A 16,486-nucleotide genomic window follows, 5' to 3' on the forward strand; every position below is an offset into this window, starting at 1 on the left:
AACTTATCGCTCCTTTCCTCTGCTTTGTTTCTTCGTTTTCTGTGGTTTTTCTTTCGGTACTTCTATCCCGGCAAATCTACAGTGTTCTGCAACGCCTTCCGGATCAAATTCCGCAAGTCTTGCTAGATCAAACGCTACCTTCTGATAGGTTGCATATCCTGATCTTCCTGTTTCATTCAACACTTTTCCTAGTTTATGTTCCTTGATAAAATGAAGCATATCCTTGGTAAAATCTCCTGTTATAAAAGCCTCATTTGGCTCTAAGAACTGATAGGGCAGATTAATGGTTACATCTCCAAAATCTTCCCATTCTCTCCCTTCCTTATGGCAGAGTCCTACATATAAATTTCCATTGTTCCGATAAGAGCTCACTCGTATTGCTACTGTCTCACGTCCAAATTCCCAGTTATATCTTAATGTTTTCTTTATATCCATATTTTTAACCTCCAAGTCCCATCATTTCTCTGACAATACGGTCAGATGCCTTAATTGCTCCAACCAGCACCAGTAAATTAAATACCAGTTCTCCGACATAGTTCCACACGATTGTAACTGCACTCAACTCCGTATCTCCGACAGCCGGAGGGCTTGCTGCATAAGCAGAAAAGATAATACATGCCAGTGCAATAATTGCCCCTTCCAGACATACGCCTACATAAGAACGGATAAAGTTCTTTCCAATGGACTGCGTGGGTTCTCCTGCAAATGAGGAAATCGGAATCGGGGCGATTGCCGTATACATATAGATTTTGAACATTCTGCCATACACTGTCAGGATCATTACAAATGACAATACAGTGATCAGCAGACTGCCAAGCAGTGTAACAATCCACAACGGAATGGATTCCAGCATTCCCACGCTCTCAATCTTATCTACAATCTCCGTTGGCAGTTCCGTCACGCTTCCTGCCATACTGGAGCCACTCATTACGGTTGTCACGATTCCCTGCACAATGGAAAACAGTGCCTGCATAAGTTCCATCCCGTATGTAATTGCTCCCTGAGCAAGTGCAAACCGGATAAATGCTTTTAGCACATGTTCCGGCTTTTTCAGATCTGTAAAACTGCCACACGTTTTAATGATTCCGGCTGCGAAAAATAATACCAGTAATCCATAAGCAATGGCTGTCAGTGCATCATTAATATTTACCATAATCCGCCAGATGCCGCCGCCCTTAAAAGTTGCCGGATTTTCGGTCAGCAGAGTCCACAGTTCTGCCATCTTTTCACTCCATGTGGATAGTGCTGAGTTTAGATTCTGTACAATCCAGTTATCACTCAAAAACTCTCACCTCCTTAAACATATTTTTGAATACAGGAGTACCTTCCGGCACTCCTGCTGTTTCCTGATATATTTTTTCAAAGAGGCTTACGCCATAATCAAATCGAGGATTTCTTTGGCGAACGTAATAATTACCCCTCCGGCCAGTGTCAGAAATCCATTTGCCCTCTGGCTTGGATCATGGCTTTTTAAAGACAGACCAACCTGCACAACACCAAATCCAAGCAAAATCAAACCGATCGCACGAATCAGAGAAAAAATAAAGGTAGACAGGTTATTGATAACGGACAACGGATCTCCGGCTGCGAATGCGGTCGTTGCTCCAACCGTTACGGTCAGTACCAGTGCCATATAAAGGCTCATCCACTTTTTCTGTTTTCTCCCCATCGGCATCGGGGTTATCATTTTTTCAGTTGTATTCTTTTTTGTTCTATTTTTTTCTCCTGTGAGAAGTTTCTTCAATACACATCACTCCAATCCATCAAAAAACTGCTATTCACCAAGGATGTCCTCGGTAGACAGCAGTTCGTAATCGTCTAATCTGTTAATGTCAATCTTTAGGTCGTCGTGAGCCAGTGGTGTTTTCGCATAATCATAAGGCGATGCACCACCGTCCTCTGTGTATCTGAAATTCACATGCTTTTTTAAATCATATTTATCGTCCATGATCGGACGCTCCCCACGAATAAACAAAATCGCTTTGCGGTTATCTAAAAGCCGTATTTCATCCGGTGTTAAAAGTTCCCTTCCTGTCTGCTGATAATTCACCGAATAGCTGCCGCTACGCCCTTTTGTCTGTCCGTAGGTATTGGTATCCAATGTCTCTTTTCCCAATAATTCCGAGACATACTTATGTCCTTCTTTTTCATTTCCACCCAGATATAAAAATTCATCGCAGTTGCCGATCAGACTCTCATACGAGTCTTTAAATAAGGCTTTCATCTGTGCAATGTTCTGGATGATGATACTGCAGGAAATCCCTCTGGAACGCATGGTTGCCAGAATCTTGTCAAAATCATCCGGCAAGGCTACGTTTGGCCATTCATCCATAATGCAGTGTACCGGAATCGGAAGCCTTCCTCCGTACTTCCGATCTGCCACATAATACAGTGTCTGAAACAGATTACTGTAAATCATGCCGACCAGATAATTCATGCTGGTGTCTGCATCCGGAATACAGCAAAACAGTGCTACTTTTTTCTCCCCAATACTGTATAAGTCCAGTTCGTCCGTACAGGTCAGGTTGGCGATTTGTTTCAGATTGAACGCTGCCAGACGGACACCAACCGATATCAAAATAGACTTTGCGGTCTTTCCGGCCGCCTGCTTATAAATGGCATACTGCTTGACCGCAATACTCTCTGGGTCCCGCATTTCCAGTCTTTCAAACAAAATGTCCAATGGTGACTGGTAATCCTCATCATCTTCTTTGACCTGTGCGCTTCCAAGCATTTCCATAATCATCGGGAAGTTCTGTTCTTCCGGTGGAGCTTCATGCAGTAAATACAGCATAAGTGCCTGTAAAAGTGCAGTCTCTGACTTTTCCCAGAACGGGTCCGAGCTTTGTGCACCTTTCGGTGTCGTGTTGCGGATCAGGTTGTTAATTAGTTTCAGCACATCCTTGTCATCCCGGACATACGCAAACGGATTATAACACCAGGAAGTCTCCGGATTGATCAAATCAAAAACCCGGACTTCATATCCATTCCGTTCCAGAACACCTCCTGTTTTGCGCAGAAGTTCCGCTTTCGGATCTGTGATCACCATCGAGCAGTTGCACTGCATGATGTTCGGAATCGCATAGGTCCGGCTCTTTCCTGCCCCGGAACCTCCGACTACCAGCACATTTAAATTTCGTTTATGCTTATATCCATCCAGTCCCATGCGGAAATGCTGTGTCAGAAGCAGATTATTCGTGTACTGCTTTTCGCAGTAACGTCTGCAGATTTCGGACACGTTGCCCCATTTTGCGGAACCATGTTCCACGCCTCTTCTATAATTTCTTTTTTGGGATTCATAAATACCAATGCCTAAGAAATAGGCTGCTGTGAATATCAGAATACATTTGAACGTATACGGTGTATACGTGATAAAAAACGGCTGTTCGAGTTTTTCGCTCAGCGTTTCTAAGATTTGAATAAAATTCTTATCCGGTGTAATGGCACAAGCGGTAATCGCTGCCGCCCACCAGACAAATGGCAGAAAGACAAGATACAGAACCCAGTCCTGCTTTTTTGTACTTATCTCTGCAAGTCAGATTCTCTTTTCTTGCGTGGCTTTTCTTCTGGATGTCCCTGTCCTTCTTTCTTATGAAAGGAATCCACTCCCGGTATCAGTGAGAGACTTCTGCCGTTGTCCCACTTAACACCAAGCTGGCCTGCATCATCCACATACTGCACAGTTCCTTCCAGTCCCTGCGGCATACCCGCTTCTCCATCCATCGAATTCAGACAGATTCTTGTTCCTGCCGGATACTGTTCTCTAAGTCTTGCCACTTTTTCTCTTGAATAAATGACCAATCAACCACTCCTTTCTCTACCAGAACATGTGTCTGCTAGTATTCGGTTTTGCAACCTGAATAATAACTTTATCTATTCCATCACTGTATCTTCCGGCTGCAAGATATTTACTTCTGAGTCTGTTCAGTGCCTTACGGATCTGCCTTTGTTCCCCGGCTGTAATCTGCAGTCGTTTCTGAGCGAGGTCGTATTCACTTACTTTTTTCAGAAGAGCTTTCGTTTCTTCCAAACATTCATCCTGCTCACTCTGCGCCTGTAGCTCATCATTCAGTGCCACCACGAACATATTTTTCATAATGTTATCCATCTTCAAATAGTATTTTGTCATCTGGCTGACCTCCTTTTTTGTTACACCAACCATATCACAAGACCTCCGTAATAGCTACTCCAACCGTCCAACTTTTTCACTTTTATCGTTCCGGCTGGTTCTTTGCTTTTTTCTCTTTTCCAGATGCTTTTTCATCCTTGGTTTCCGGTGTTTTTACAGGGTCTCCGATTGCGAACTCATCGGTTACATACTCCTGTTCCTTTGCACCAAAATTCCGTTCGATATGGTTTCGGATACTATAGGAAGCCTGACGGACATCATTTAAAAAGTCTCTCAGTTCCTGTGGATCTTTCTTTCCACATTCATTTCTCTGTGCAATATACTCCAGATTGAATCCGGTAACATCCACACCATAACGTTTCGCAATCACATAGGCTGCACAATAAGCCTGTGCACTGACTTTCTGTCGGCTGTAGGTTCCGGTATGCTGGTCCAGTGCTGCACACGCCAGTTCTCTGTTCAGTGCATGGAATGTCGTTACTTCACTCATTCCGTTGCGGATATAAATGGTACGGTATCTCGGATTGTACTGGGCCTGCACTTTGTCTGGCAGATCATCCTCAATCTGCACACGTACCGACTGGTCTTTTAAGACAGTTCCTATCAGTTCTGTCAGACTTCGCTGAGGGCGTTCTTCCAATGGCTTTCCAGACATCTGACTGATGTCAAATCCTTTTCCAATCGTATACCCTCTCCGCATTTCTCCGTCTTTTTCGTATTCAGTGGAAATCATATAAGTAATGCCATGTTCCCCGACTTTGACCGAACGGTGTTCTTCTCTCCAGCGTTCATAAGACCTTACCACCTTAAAATCTGGATGCTGTCCGTAAATCAAAAGCAGATTCGGTGTTCTCTGGGTATTACACTCTGCCATAAAGTCCAGAAAGCCTTTCAGTTTTTCTCCATCCTGAAAAACTCCCTGTGCCTGTGAATCTACTTCAGCCCATACCTCTTCTCTTTCCTGCTGTTTTTTGGCTGCATATTCTTCTTTCGTCAATTTCTGTTCAGGAACCTGCTGTTCTTCCGTTCCCCCTGAAATCATATCTGTTAAATCCATATACATTACCTGCCTTTCGTTTTCATATTCTTACGTTTCTTCCGGCTCTCTCTGGCATTTTTCCGTCTGTCCGGCCTCTTACGTTTCTCTTCCTGTTCCTTGCGGATATCTCCGAGTTCTTTCCGCACAGATGGTTTTTCATTCTTTTCTTTCCAGCTAATTTCCCGATCGGAAGAAGTATTTCTGTTGCGCGAGAAAGGTTCGGATGGATTCTTTTCTTCCCCCTCCTGCGCCTGTGTAAAATTTCCTTCCGGGAAAGCCTCATCCCCGATCTGGAACATTTCTTCCGCATCGTCCAGTTCAAATTCTATCTTGCCTTCCGGCAGGACAACGGTCTCTGTCCGTACATTCTCCCCGGTTTCTTTTTCCATCTGGTTTTCTGCCTTTTCCGGTGCAGTCTCTTTTTCCACTGCTTCCGTAACCATAGAGCCTGATTCTGCTTTTACAAAATCCAGATTCATCCGGTCTAATACCCGATTCATCTTCGCTGCATCATCTGCAAATACCATGACCTCTGTCTGGTCCGGATTCACCTTATCTTTGATGACTACATATAAGATACCTCTCGCCTTGGCTTCTTTTGCAAATTCTTTTAAACGGTCACCCGGAACGGTAAAAAATTTCATCGGGCGCTGTTCCTTTAACATTCTGGTAAGTCTTGTTTTCCCTCTTGTCTTTTTCTGGTCCTTCAAGGCGGCAGCAATAAAGACTGCCACATGCTTTGCTACATTCCCGGTGATCTTCAGCGAATACTCCATCCCTTCCAGACTGTACCGTACCACCTGATCTGCCGGTTCTGCTCCGTAATTCATACTTATCTCACCTCCTGACTTTTCTGCATTCTTTCTTTATCTTCCACACGTTTTTCATTCTGGCTCTGTTCTTCCGCTTCCTGAAGTCTCGCTTCGATTTCCAAGGAATGTTTCTCAATCTGAACGGTCATACGAACTTCCTTACGGAGTCGCTTCAATTCCTCATTGATTTCGGACAATCGTTCTTCCCCAGTCTCCCTGCCCCCATTCCGATACAATCTTCTGCGTTCTTTCATAAGTTCCGCAATCTGCTTTTGCAATGGCTCTCGGTACGCGGCAAGCTGCTCTCTGGTTATGATGTCATGTTTCAGTAGAAATTCAATCTGTTCAATCCTGCGGTCCAGTTTCCGGATATCCTCTCTGACAGCGTATGGACTCCTTTTCGGTCTTTTTGGCAGTACCCCCATTTGATATAAATAGGAATAATACAGTGCCTGAATCCCGGTCAGTTTCTTTTTGGGATGAATCTGTACTGCCTTTTGATAGACTCGTTTCACCTTTGGCTGTAGTATCTGCCCACGTATTTCCTCTTCGGAATAGTTTTTTCCGAGAGAACGCAGACGGATATACCGCTCCATTCCCGGAGCTTTTAAAGAAATGTATTTCCTGTTCAGTTTCCATGTATAACCCCGCTTTTCCATCTCTTTTAGGAATTGTAACCAGGAGTAGCTTTCCTGTACCGATTCCCTGATATCCAAACGGATCGCCATTCTCCATGTCGGTTTTCCTTCCTGTTCTGCTTTCCACTGTACATAAGGGATTGATTTTTTCTGATTGGATTCAATGATAGACAGACCATATTTTCTGCACAGGTCATCGGAAATCTTACGGATCTCCGTATAATAACTCTTAGCATTACTATGGTACTTATGTCCGTCCACCATGCTTACAGAATTCCAGACAATATGATTATGATAGTGTCTGGTATTAAGATGTGTTGTTATGACTACTTCAAACTGTCCTTTTAAGAGCCGGTCTGCCAGTTCCTGCCCGATGAGATGTGCCAGTTCCGGTGTCACCTCACCTTCTGCAAAACTCTGTACCAGATGGTATCCTTCCACACCGCCCATCTTATGGAATCTCTTTTTCGTTGTCAGCATATCTTCATACGCATTTTCATTGGTGCATCCGATGGTATCTTCGAAGACCGCCTGTTCCGTCTTTGTCCGGTTCATGGCATAATCAATGGCAGCCTCCAGAGAGTCTGCTTTCTGTGTGGTTTTTTCTTTGTCTTTCACATATTCGATGGAACGGTCCAGGCGGTGGACGGGGATAACACTTGTATAAGCCATCTGTCATTACCACTCTTCCTTTACCAGATGCCATGTCTCTTTGGTAAGCCGGAGCATTTCCTGTACACTCTGCTCACTTGCCATTCCCGAAGCATTCGCAACATGGGCAAGCTGGTTCGCATTATTGCACAGACCCGCTATCTTCCTAAGCAGTTCCGGGTGATGTTCACAAGGTTTTGCGTGTACCTGTGCTCCTAAGATCAGCGAACGCATAAACTCTTCCCGACTCAGTCCGCTTTTTTCCACCTGTTCCTCCAATTCCCTGAGTTCCCTTGCATTTAACCGCACCGGGATCACATGGTTTCGTTTTCGCATTGCATCACCGTCCCTTCTCTTTTCTCTTTCATCATATCGCCAAGCTCCTCATCGGATTTTTTCGCTGCAACCATGCAACAGGTCACTATCACTCCTATAAATCCTCCGCTCATCAATGCGATTACAATCATTACTCCATTTCTTAACATGACTTGATCCTTCCTTTCCATTTCCGTCTGTGTCCGGGGGATTGGGGTTCTCCCCAAAGTGCGTTTGGATATCCAAACGCTATGCTTGCAAAACGAGTACCGCCAGTTTCTGTAGCACCGGATTGACTCGATTCTGATTTATTTTGATTCTTTTATCTGTACCAGTCCATCAAGTGTCGTACAAATGATATGGAGTCTGTCTGCCATACTGATTTCGGTATTCATTGTTCCTGTCACTTCTTTCCCACATACGACTACCATCCGGCATCTCCGTAAAAGGATATGGGACATTCTTCCATATCCCTGCATATCTTCTGCATCAGACTCTTCCAAGAATGGTGAGAATACAAATCTCGGACAGATTGGTACATACCCAAGTTCATAGATTTTTCTGCAATATTTCTGCACTTTTACCCGGCTTTCTTCTGCTGAACAGCACACATAAGCCAGCGCCTGTTCCATACGCTCCATCTCCTTCCTGCATCCAGTTGGATGCCACTCATTTTCTCTATAAAAAACAAGATGTCCAATTGGACATCCCGGCTACTTTTCATCCTCTTTCTGCTCTGCTTCTAATGCAATTTTCACTCTGTCACTTCCCAGTTTGTAGTAGGCATCTGTTACCTCAATTCCCACTGCACGATAACCTGTCATAACCGCTGCAAGGACAGTTGTTCCTGCTCCGACAAACGGGTCCAGGATCAGCCCTCTCGGTTCACAAATCTGGATAACATCTTTCATAAGCTGCAACGGTTTCTCTGTCACATGAATCCGGTTCTGCGGATTGCCATATCGGAAGACGCCCGGCAGACAAGATACCGGACGGTTGATCGGCATCGGTCCGTTACTGCCCCACACAATATATTCAGCCTGCTGGCGGAAACGGCCTTTCTGTGGACGGGAGTTTCCCTTATCCCACACCGCTGTTCCTCGCCAGATCCATCCTGCCCACTGCAATGCATCGGTAATCGATGGATACTGACGCCAGTCAATGAACAGACAGATCGGAGCACCTTTCTTGCAGGCTTTCCGCACATCATAGAGCCATTCAGCCATCCAGTGCGTCCAAGATCTCTGGTCTTTGTTATCCCCATCGAAATCCGGAAGTGCATTGGCAGCACTCATACTGCTGTATTTCTGATTTGTAGTACGATTTCTTTCATTCTGTTTTGTTCCACCGGATGCATACGGCGGATCGGTAATAACTGCATCAAAGATTCCCGGCTGGAATGCTTTGACCAGTTTTAATGTATCTCCATGTAATATTTTCCAGTTTTCCCCTTCAGTATATTCCTCCGGGTATGTTCCCTCTTTCATAAGTTCTTCCAAACTCAGTCCATTTGTCATAGGCATCATCCTTTCTTTTCTCAGCGTTCCGGCTGATTTTTCTTCTTTGTCTTTTTATTTTCTTTGGGCGGCGGACTCAACTCAGTTTCTACATATTCGCTGATAATCAAAAGTGCTTTGTAATAGTCCCCACTTTCCAATACCCTTTTACGCATTTCTTTTGCTTCTGCTGTCTGTTTATTCTTTTTCAAAAGAGTTGAGGCATCGCCCATAATGGAAAAAATATTCCCATCATGTCCAAGGAGCTGTAACTTGGGACGTTGTTTCTCAGGCTTTGTCGGAATCTGCTCTGTTTTCTTTTCATACATTTTCGGCTGTTCCATATTAGGATGCCAAAAATGCACATTCATCGTTCCACCATCTACCTTGATATCCCTCTGTTCAAATCCTTCACCCCACCCGTCACTGTACTGCCCTGTAATGTATTCGGTGAATTCCTGTAGTTCTTCCTGACTTAAAAATTCATTTAATTCCAGTTTGGTACAGCCGTACAGGATTCCGTCTTTGTTTTCTATCGTAACAACTGCACTTTGTATCTTTTCCTGAATGGACTCACTTCCGTCAAAATACTGCATGAGATCATCTTCCCCATAGCGTTCCAGTTCTTCTCGGATGACTTCTTCATAATCGGCAAGTTCTGTTCCATCTAATGGCATTCCATATTCATCACTCTCCGACCACTCTTCTTCCCATTCGGATTCTTCTGAATAAAGATTTCCAGTCAGCTCCGTCAACAGATGTACGTGCATCGTTCCTTTTTCTTCCATTCTCTATCACCTTCTTTCTAATGGTCTGTCCCTGCATTTATTTGTCTGCTTTTTTTCTTTCGCAAGGTCTGCATAATCTGCCCCTTCTTTTTCCGGCAGATTGCAAATAATCTGATACGTTCCCTCGTAATGTTTTTTCATCTGTTCTTTCGCCCATCTCCCGGCAAAGTCATTATCGGTGCAGATTTCAATTTCTTTGATTTCCGGATGGTTCTTCAGAAACTCTTCCAGTGCATCCGGCAGCTTTTTAAAACGTTCACTCTGTATCTGTGTGTTTTCTTTCGGAGCAGCGATTCCTCCAAGGGAAAGACGATATTTATCCCTCTTTCCTTCTTCCAGTGTCATGTGGGCCAGTGCATCAATACACGCTTCATATACGACAACTCGTTTTGTTTCTCTTTCAGGTGGAATACAAAAGCTGTACTTTTTTTCACTCCCGGTCTGCTCCATCTTGAATCCTTTCCCGTTTTTTTCATAGATTCCTCGCAGGAATGCATATCTTGCTTTTCCGGATTCATCTTTTCCAACAAAAACAGCGTTATGGTACGGGACACTTTCATAAAGGATTTCATGCGAAATGCAATACGTGATCACTTCATCGCTGATTCCTCTGTGGTTTAAATAAGCCCTGATTCGTCTGCAATTACAATATCTCTCCGGCAGCTTAAAGGGTGGTTTTTCCTTTTTCGCAGACTGTGTCGGAATAAAAGACGGACTCTCTTCGCACAACAGTTTTACGGCATCTGTAAATTTCATTCCATCTACTTCAATCAGGAACCGCAGTGCGGACACGCCACCGATATCTCTGGATTTCCAATGCCATTTGCTGGACAGTTCATTGATTTTAAAACTGTCATGGTCCGTCAACTGCCATTCATTTCTGGTTCTTGTCTTTTGCAACCGCTGTGCCTGATGCGTCCGCAAATACTCATACGCAGTCATATTTTTTGCTGCCTGAATCTCTTCTTCCGTTACCCAGGGCATTACAGAATTGCATCCTGAAGATCCAGTACCTTATCCGTCCGCTCCCAAGGAAACTCCTTTCTTCCAAAATGACCAAAAACTGCCGTCTGCCGGAAAATCGGACGGTTCAGTCGAAGGGATTCCATGATCTGAACAGGTGTCACTCCAAACACCAGTGGGATTGCTGCCGCCAGACAATCATCCGCACACACTTTCCCTGTATCAAAGGTATCCACCTCAATCATAACCGGCTCTGCTACTCCGATTGCATAAGCCAGAGACACCTGACACTTGCTTGCAAACTCAGCAGCTACTATATTTTTTGCGATATACCTTGCCATATAAGCTGCCGAACGGTCTACTTTCGAACAGTCCTTTCCTGAAAATGCACCGCCGCCATGCGGAACCATACTTCCATAAGTATCCACCATCAGCTTTCTTCCGGTCAGTCCGGTATCTGCATCAAACCCTCCACACACAAATTTTCCTGACGGATTGATCAGAATCTTCGTATCCTCATCCGGCGGCAGTAATCTGAGTGCTGAGCGAAGCACTTTCTCTCTGATTTCGGCATCTAACTTCTTCAGGCTCTTTTCTGCACCATGCTGGCAGGAAACAACAACACTTTCCAGTCTCACTGGCTTTCCATCTTCATATTCTACGGTTACCTGTGCTTTTCCATCCGAAAAGATATCTTTGATATATCCGCTTCTTCTGCAAGCCGAAAGTTCACGTGTGATCCGGTGTGCCAGAACAGTCGGCATTGGCATAAGCTGCGGAGTATCATCACACGCATATCCGACCATAACACCCTGATCTCCAGCTCCCCTGCTTCTATCTCTTAATTTTGCGCCGATATTATCCCGAAATTCTTTCGACACACTCACTGCTTTCGCAATATCTGGACTCTGCTGGTGTACAAACGTATCCATTTCTATCCCATCTGTACAATATCCACACTCTTCTAAAACTTTTCGGATCACATCAAACACTGGTGGTTCATATCCGCTGGTGATTTCTCCTGTTACAAACACATTTCCTCTTGTAGCAAGGACTTCACACGCCACTCTCGAAGATGGATCGTAACGCAGACATTCATCTAAGATTGCATCTGCTATCTGATCGCATACTTTGTCTGGGTGTCCTTCTGTTACTGATTCTGCTGTATAAAAACGTCTCATCATTCTTCTCCTTATATACAGACAGGGCAGAAGCTGCTTTATGCACATCTCCTGCCCTGTCAGATTGGTTTATCCTGTAATTCTTATTTTATTTTTCTTCTGTTTCTTTTTTGTTGTCTGTCATTTTTGACTTCTTTCTGCGGTATACAGTCACTCCTGTAGCTGTTCCAGCAGATGCCAGTGCAAGCAGAACAAACGCCCATATTTTCTGGTTATCACCTGTTTTTGGTGCATTTGTTTTTTCTGTTGTTTTCTCCGGTGTTCTGGCATCTTTCATTTCTACTTTCTGGACTTCCATTGTATCTTTCAATGTAAATGTGACATCTTCCGCAATCTCGTAACCATCCGGTGCTGTGATCTCACGCAGAGTAAGTTCTTCATTGACTGGGAGTTTTTCAACGGAATGTGGTTTTCCATCTGTAATCCACTCTTCCAGAACAGTTCCGTCTTTGCGGATAATCTGAAGCTTTGCCCCTTCCAGTTCTTTTCCGGTTGTAAGGTCTGTTTTTGAAATTTCCACTTTGGAATATTCATCTTTCATCTCAACCTTTGTCACACTGCCATCTTCTTTGACTTCAAACATCACATCGCTGGCAGACACATAGCCATCTTCATAAGGAGCCAGTTCCTCATGTAAGGTATAACTTCCTTCCGGCAGTCCGTAAATGACATGTTCTTCCTTACTGCTTACCCATTCTTCCACAACATTTCCGTCTTTATCAATGACCTGCAGTTTGGCTCCTTCCAGCTCATTTCCGGTAGTTGCATCTGTTTTTGTAATGCGTGTTTCTGTCGGCTGATTCTCAACTTCTTTGTTCAGTTCAATCTTTGCAAGATTCTGATTTTCGTAAGTTGCATCTACATTCCATACTTCCTCATTTGGAAGATATCCAGCTTTTCTGACTTCCTCTTTGACATAGTATTTTCCATGTGGAAGATCACTGTCGAAAGTAAGTGTTCCCTTTGCATCCGTTGCTTTCTTTTCCAGCAAGGTATCTTTCTCTACGAGAACCTCTCCCTGATTAGAAAGAATATCTTCTGCAGCATACAGTCCAAAAATAACACCTTCCAGCTTTTCGCCTGTGACAGAATCTTTCTTTTCTACTGATACGAAAACTTTCTGTCTTTCATTTTTATAGGTAACGCCTTCATAAACAACTGCCTGTGTATCATCCTCTGCTGTCAGGGTAAATTCTTTCTGTTCTGTATTTAGGACAAAATTCTCTCCTGCTACAACTTCTTTCAGATAATACGTTCCCAGTGGCAGATTGTTGATAACTGCTGTTCCATTTTCATCTGTAGTCAGTTTGGCTACCAGGTCATCTTTCTCATATCGGACAACTGGATTTCCTGCTTCGTCCTTTGCTCCGTCCGGTGAATAGATGGTATCTTTGGCATATATTTCGAATTCAGCGCCTTCTACTCCGGTTTCTTCATATTTAAAGCCTTTATAAATACCTGTTTCTTCTTTTCCAGATACGGCATTTCTTACTTTTGAAACCAGTGCTTTTACTTTTGCCAGAACAGAATCTCCGGTTACTTCGGTAAGCTGTTCTCCCTTTTTCGTCAGGAGCAGGCTTCCTACCTGTTCATCGTTTTTCTGTTCTACCTCTACAATCGCAGCTCCTGTATCTGGATCAATCTGATGTGCAGTGTTTGAGGATACTGTAATTACAATACCACTCTGTGGATTTTCTTTATATGTTCCTTTTGTAGTCTGTTCTAATGGTGAAATAATCGTTGTTCCATCATACAGGGACTCCTCGCTTCCCTGTCTTACAAATCCTTCCGGTGCTTTCACTTCTTCGATTCGGTAGGTAGAGCACTTCAGTTCCTGCGGTGTGATCAGATATCCTTCCTCGTTTGTTTCGAATACACTGATCTTTTCTTTCTTCGGATACTGAACAACCTGTTCCACATATTTCTTATTTGTCACATCGTAAATCTTATAAGAAGCACCAGCCTTTAAAACAGTATTTCCAGTCTGTGCATCCTTCTTTACAATTTTCAGCAAAAATTCAAACGGGCGGTCATCAAATACTCTCCACTGCATTGGCTCTCTGCTGTCATTTTCCACATTTACAACAAATGGATCAATGGTTTTCAAATTCTCAGGGGTAGTACTTTCCACTACAACATAACTTCCATACGGCAGTTCCGGGCTGACTGCATATCCTTTTGTATCAGTGATCAGTTCTGGTACTGGTACGGCTGTTCCATTCTCGTAAGTAACTGCAACCTGCTCTTTGCTGAAGTCATAATTTTTGAAATCGCTTGCTGTATAGCTTTCTCCATTGGCTGGCTTCAGTTTTCCATTTTTTACCTGTGTCAGGTCGCTGATCAGATATACCTTAAATCCTGCTCCTGCAACCAGGTCTGTTTCTGTCTGCTCTCCATCTTCACTGATTTTGATTAACTGGAATGCCTGTTTCTTTACCTGCTCTTTTACCGTAAGGTCTCTTGTCACTTCGGCAACATCCTGACCTTCATAAGTTACTGATACCTCGTATTTGGTAGTATCCAGTGTATATCCTTCCGGTGGAGTGATCTCTTTTACATACATTTCTCCAAGGTATAATTCTGAAAATTCCAGTGTTCCGTCATCTCCGATGACTCCCTGTGCAATCAGGCTGTCCTGTTTATACAGAACCCCTGTTGTGCCATCCGGATGCACGATGTCCTCTTTTGCATACAGACCATACACAGCACCACGAAGAACACTGTCCCCCTGCGCTTTAAATGCAAGTGTTTCTTTATCGATCTTTGCGATTTTCACCTTTCCGGTGACTCTCTCATCTGTTGCTGTTACAGTCATTGTCTTTCCGGCAGTAACAGCCACTTTATATACTTCTGTATTCAGTTTGTATCCTGTCGGAGCAGTGATCTCTTTCACGTACACTGTTTTCAGTGCAGAATCAAAATAATCGCTGACTGCTTTTCCGTCTGTTCCGGTTGCTGACATTGTCATCAGCAGATTTTCACACTTCTTATCAGTATAAATACCATAAACTGCTCCTGACAGTGGATTCTGTGTATTGACATCTTTCTTCATAAGTTCAATGCGTGTCATATTCAGCCACTGTACACTGAAGCTTACCGGCGCTGCTGTTTCGCTTTCAAATACACCGATATCCTGCTTGGAATCTCCGGTTGTCAACACCAGTGTTCTCCATGTCTTTCCGACAGAACCATATAAGTTGCCGGAAGCATAACTGCCTGTCAGTAATAAATCTGCGGACAGATAGAATGTATCTCCACCATAAATCTGGATTTTTCCATTTGTAACACTTGTTCCTTTGGAAAGATTATGTGCTGTCACATTTTCTGGTACACTCAGTGTCACATAGTTTCTGTGATCTCCAGACAGTGTGATATTTGGTGTTTTCTGGATGTTTCCATCCCGTACTGCATTCAGCTTTGTGCTTGAAAGGCTCAGTTCACCTTTTGGCGGTTCTTCCTGTCCAAACAGATAATTGATATATGCGATAACCCCTGCATTTACAAGGTCATTATAATTACACCCTGTAAATCCGGCTTCTCCTGCATAAGCATAGCTGGCTGCAATGTGTGTATACACATACTTTTCATCTTCCGTTTTTCCAGACAGATAACTTCCTGTCAGATCTCCTGCCCCGCCATAACCATAATAAAGGACTTTCTGCAGATTTTTATTGCTGTCCAGTACCTGTGCTACATAACTTCCACTCGGTGGGGATGCTTTCTGGGACTGAAGGCAGTATGCAATTTTTCCATTGACTGTAAACAGGCAAGTAAGATAATTTCCAATATAACTTGGATAATAAATAGTTCTCCCCTTTGTCAATGTAACTGTGGAACCGCTGCTTGTAGCTCTTTCAGCCGCAGACAATACCATCACATTTCCCTCTTCGATGTCCTCTTTCAGTTCTTTGATTGCCTGTGCAGATGCATCTTCTTCGGATGTTTCAATTTCTACATCTGTGTAGTTCTGCACAGGCGAATCCGAATCATCTTCAGATTCTGTATCTGACTTCTGTTTCTCTCCACCATTTTCTTCGGAATGTGCCTGTCCTTCGGTATCCGTCAGAGTCACTTTACGGGTGATGGTATAGCTGTCACTCTTATCTTTTGGAACGACCATATAAGTGGCAATATATGTTCCTGCTTTGTCTGAATGATACTCTCCACCATTCTCATCTTTGATACTTACAAGCGTAACATCTTCTTTTTCTGCATCATAATGGATTCCTTCCATACTGGTTTCCACTGCAAATGTATCATCTGAAACTGCTTTTGTGATATCATCTGCTGTAACTGATGTATCTTTCTGGCTTGTTACCGCCTGTTCAGATGCCTGTACTTCCGTCTGCTGTTCCGAGCCTGTCTGTTCGGCCGCAAACGCATTCGCACTGCTCAAGGTACTGATGCCCATCAGGACAGCCAGTCCAAAAGCAGCAATTCTGGTCTTTAATTTTCTAACCTTCATGTGCTTTTC

Annotated in this window: 17 protein-coding genes; all 17 read right to left on the reverse strand. The window is 43.7% G+C overall.

The window, feature by feature from the left end:
- Nucleotides 1-3: 3 nt before the first annotated feature.
- The 17 genes from PGW42_RS05100 to PGW42_RS05180 all read right to left on the reverse strand — a co-directional run bounded on the left by PGW42_RS05100 (nucleotide 4) and on the right by PGW42_RS05180 (nucleotide 16,477).
- Nucleotides 4-435 (reverse strand): DUF4313 domain-containing protein, encoded by a 432-nt coding sequence (locus PGW42_RS05100; protein WP_007884639.1) that lies wholly within the window; start codon nucleotides 433-435, stop codon nucleotides 4-6.
- A gap of 4 nt (nucleotides 436-439) precedes the next feature.
- Nucleotides 440-1,282, reverse strand: coding sequence for a hypothetical protein (locus PGW42_RS05105; protein WP_172590441.1), 843 nt, complete (start codon nucleotides 1,280-1,282; stop codon nucleotides 440-442).
- Between the two features lie 87 nt (nucleotides 1,283-1,369).
- Entirely contained in the window at nucleotides 1,370-1,687 is a 318-nt protein-coding gene (locus tag PGW42_RS05110) for a glutamyl-tRNA amidotransferase (protein ID WP_044927371.1), read from the reverse strand.
- Nucleotides 1,688-1,774: 87 nt separating this feature from the next.
- Nucleotides 1,775-3,499 carry a VirD4-like conjugal transfer protein, CD1115 family gene (locus PGW42_RS05115; protein WP_154301185.1) on the reverse strand — a complete coding sequence of 575 codons (1,725 nt, stop codon included), beginning with the start codon at nucleotides 3,497-3,499 and terminating at the stop codon, nucleotides 1,775-1,777.
- Between the two features lie 23 nt (nucleotides 3,500-3,522).
- Nucleotides 3,523-3,777, reverse strand: a complete 255-nt coding sequence (locus tag PGW42_RS05120) for a DUF4314 domain-containing protein (RefSeq protein WP_080543130.1) — start codon at nucleotides 3,775-3,777, stop codon at nucleotides 3,523-3,525.
- Nucleotides 3,778-3,817: 40 nt separating this feature from the next.
- Entirely contained in the window at nucleotides 3,818-4,162 is a 345-nt protein-coding gene (locus tag PGW42_RS05125) for a hypothetical protein (protein WP_007884627.1), read from the reverse strand.
- A 49-nt stretch (nucleotides 4,163-4,211) separates the two neighbouring features.
- Nucleotides 4,212-5,186 (reverse strand): ArdC family protein, encoded by a 975-nt coding sequence (locus tag PGW42_RS05130; protein WP_044927355.1) that lies wholly within the window; start codon nucleotides 5,184-5,186, stop codon nucleotides 4,212-4,214.
- A 5-nt stretch (nucleotides 5,187-5,191) separates the two neighbouring features.
- Nucleotides 5,192-5,998, reverse strand: a complete 807-nt coding sequence (locus PGW42_RS05135; RefSeq protein WP_007884625.1) for a PcfB family protein — start codon at nucleotides 5,996-5,998, stop codon at nucleotides 5,192-5,194.
- Nucleotides 5,999-6,000: 2 nt separating this feature from the next.
- Nucleotides 6,001-7,290 (reverse strand): relaxase/mobilization nuclease domain-containing protein, encoded by a 1,290-nt coding sequence (locus PGW42_RS05140; protein ID WP_007884624.1) that lies wholly within the window; start codon nucleotides 7,288-7,290, stop codon nucleotides 6,001-6,003.
- A gap of 6 nt (nucleotides 7,291-7,296) precedes the next feature.
- Nucleotides 7,297-7,605, reverse strand: a complete 309-nt coding sequence (locus tag PGW42_RS05145; RefSeq protein WP_024852688.1) for a plasmid mobilization protein — start codon at nucleotides 7,603-7,605, stop codon at nucleotides 7,297-7,299.
- Entirely contained in the window at nucleotides 7,584-7,754 is a 171-nt protein-coding gene (locus tag PGW42_RS05150; RefSeq protein ID WP_117482321.1) for a DUF3789 domain-containing protein, read from the reverse strand. The genes PGW42_RS05145 and PGW42_RS05150 overlap by 22 nt, the downstream gene beginning before the upstream one ends.
- 138 nt (nucleotides 7,755-7,892) lie before the next feature.
- Nucleotides 7,893-8,216, reverse strand: a complete 324-nt coding sequence (locus tag PGW42_RS05155) for a DUF7768 domain-containing protein (protein ID WP_015513330.1) — start codon at nucleotides 8,214-8,216, stop codon at nucleotides 7,893-7,895.
- Nucleotides 8,217-8,297: 81 nt separating this feature from the next.
- The gene (locus tag PGW42_RS05160) at nucleotides 8,298-9,101 is read right to left on the reverse strand and encodes a DNA-methyltransferase (RefSeq protein ID WP_226793175.1); all 804 of its coding nucleotides are present in this window, start codon (nucleotides 9,099-9,101) and stop codon (nucleotides 8,298-8,300) included.
- Nucleotides 9,102-9,121: 20 nt separating this feature from the next.
- Nucleotides 9,122-9,868: a hypothetical protein gene (locus tag PGW42_RS05165; protein ID WP_007884619.1), complete on the reverse strand. Its 747-nt coding sequence runs from the start codon at nucleotides 9,866-9,868 to the stop codon at nucleotides 9,122-9,124.
- A 6-nt stretch (nucleotides 9,869-9,874) separates the two neighbouring features.
- Nucleotides 9,875-10,852 carry a DUF3991 and TOPRIM domain-containing protein gene (locus tag PGW42_RS05170; RefSeq protein ID WP_006426986.1) on the reverse strand — a complete coding sequence of 326 codons (978 nt, stop codon included), beginning with the start codon at nucleotides 10,850-10,852 and terminating at the stop codon, nucleotides 9,875-9,877.
- Nucleotides 10,852-12,012: a methionine adenosyltransferase gene (metK, locus tag PGW42_RS05175; protein WP_270203441.1), complete on the reverse strand. Its 1,161-nt coding sequence runs from the start codon at nucleotides 12,010-12,012 to the stop codon at nucleotides 10,852-10,854. Before metK ends, PGW42_RS05170 begins: the two co-directional genes overlap by 1 nt.
- Before the next feature lie 88 nt (nucleotides 12,013-12,100).
- Complete coding sequence (locus tag PGW42_RS05180) at nucleotides 12,101-16,477, reverse strand: SpaA isopeptide-forming pilin-related protein (RefSeq protein WP_055247154.1); 4,377 nt, start codon at nucleotides 16,475-16,477, stop codon at nucleotides 12,101-12,103.
- Between the last annotated feature and the right edge of the window lie 9 nt (nucleotides 16,478-16,486).

The organism is Coprococcus sp. TM115-187, from assembly GCF_027679115.1.
Taxonomy (GTDB): domain Bacteria; phylum Bacillota; class Clostridia; order Lachnospirales; family Lachnospiraceae; genus Allocoprococcus; species Allocoprococcus comes.

Bases quoted from the DNA above. Each gene is read 5' to 3' on its own strand.
- PGW42_RS05160 (WP_226793175.1), bottom strand. From the start codon at position 9,101: ATGACAAATGGACTGAGTTTGGAAGAACTTATGAAAGAGGGAACATAC.
- PGW42_RS05100 (WP_007884639.1), bottom strand. From the start codon at position 435: ATGGATATAAAGAAAACATTAAGATATAACTGGGAATTTGGACGTGAG.
- PGW42_RS05180 (WP_055247154.1), bottom strand. From the start codon at position 16,477: ATGAAGGTTAGAAAATTAAAGACCAGAATTGCTGCTTTTGGACTGGCT.
- metK (WP_270203441.1), bottom strand. From the start codon at position 12,012: ATGAGACGTTTTTATACAGCAGAATCAGTAACAGAAGGACACCCAGAC.
- PGW42_RS05125 (WP_007884627.1), bottom strand. From the start codon at position 4,162: ATGGTTGGTGTAACAAAAAAGGAGGTCAGCCAGATGACAAAATACTAT.
- PGW42_RS05140 (WP_007884624.1), bottom strand. From the start codon at position 7,290: ATGGCTTATACAAGTGTTATCCCCGTCCACCGCCTGGACCGTTCCATC.
- PGW42_RS05135 (WP_007884625.1), bottom strand. From the start codon at position 5,998: ATGAATTACGGAGCAGAACCGGCAGATCAGGTGGTACGGTACAGTCTG.
- PGW42_RS05145 (WP_024852688.1), bottom strand. From the start codon at position 7,605: ATGCGAAAACGAAACCATGTGATCCCGGTGCGGTTAAATGCAAGGGAA.
- PGW42_RS05170 (WP_006426986.1), bottom strand. From the start codon at position 10,852: ATGCCCTGGGTAACGGAAGAAGAGATTCAGGCAGCAAAAAATATGACT.
- PGW42_RS05150 (WP_117482321.1), bottom strand. From the start codon at position 7,754: ATGTTAAGAAATGGAGTAATGATTGTAATCGCATTGATGAGCGGAGGA.
- PGW42_RS05155 (WP_015513330.1), bottom strand. From the start codon at position 8,216: ATGGAACAGGCGCTGGCTTATGTGTGCTGTTCAGCAGAAGAAAGCCGG.
- PGW42_RS05165 (WP_007884619.1), bottom strand. From the start codon at position 9,868: ATGGAAGAAAAAGGAACGATGCACGTACATCTGTTGACGGAGCTGACT.
- PGW42_RS05110 (WP_044927371.1), bottom strand. From the start codon at position 1,687: ATGATAACCCCGATGCCGATGGGGAGAAAACAGAAAAAGTGGATGAGC.
- PGW42_RS05130 (WP_044927355.1), bottom strand. From the start codon at position 5,186: ATGGATTTAACAGATATGATTTCAGGGGGAACGGAAGAACAGCAGGTT.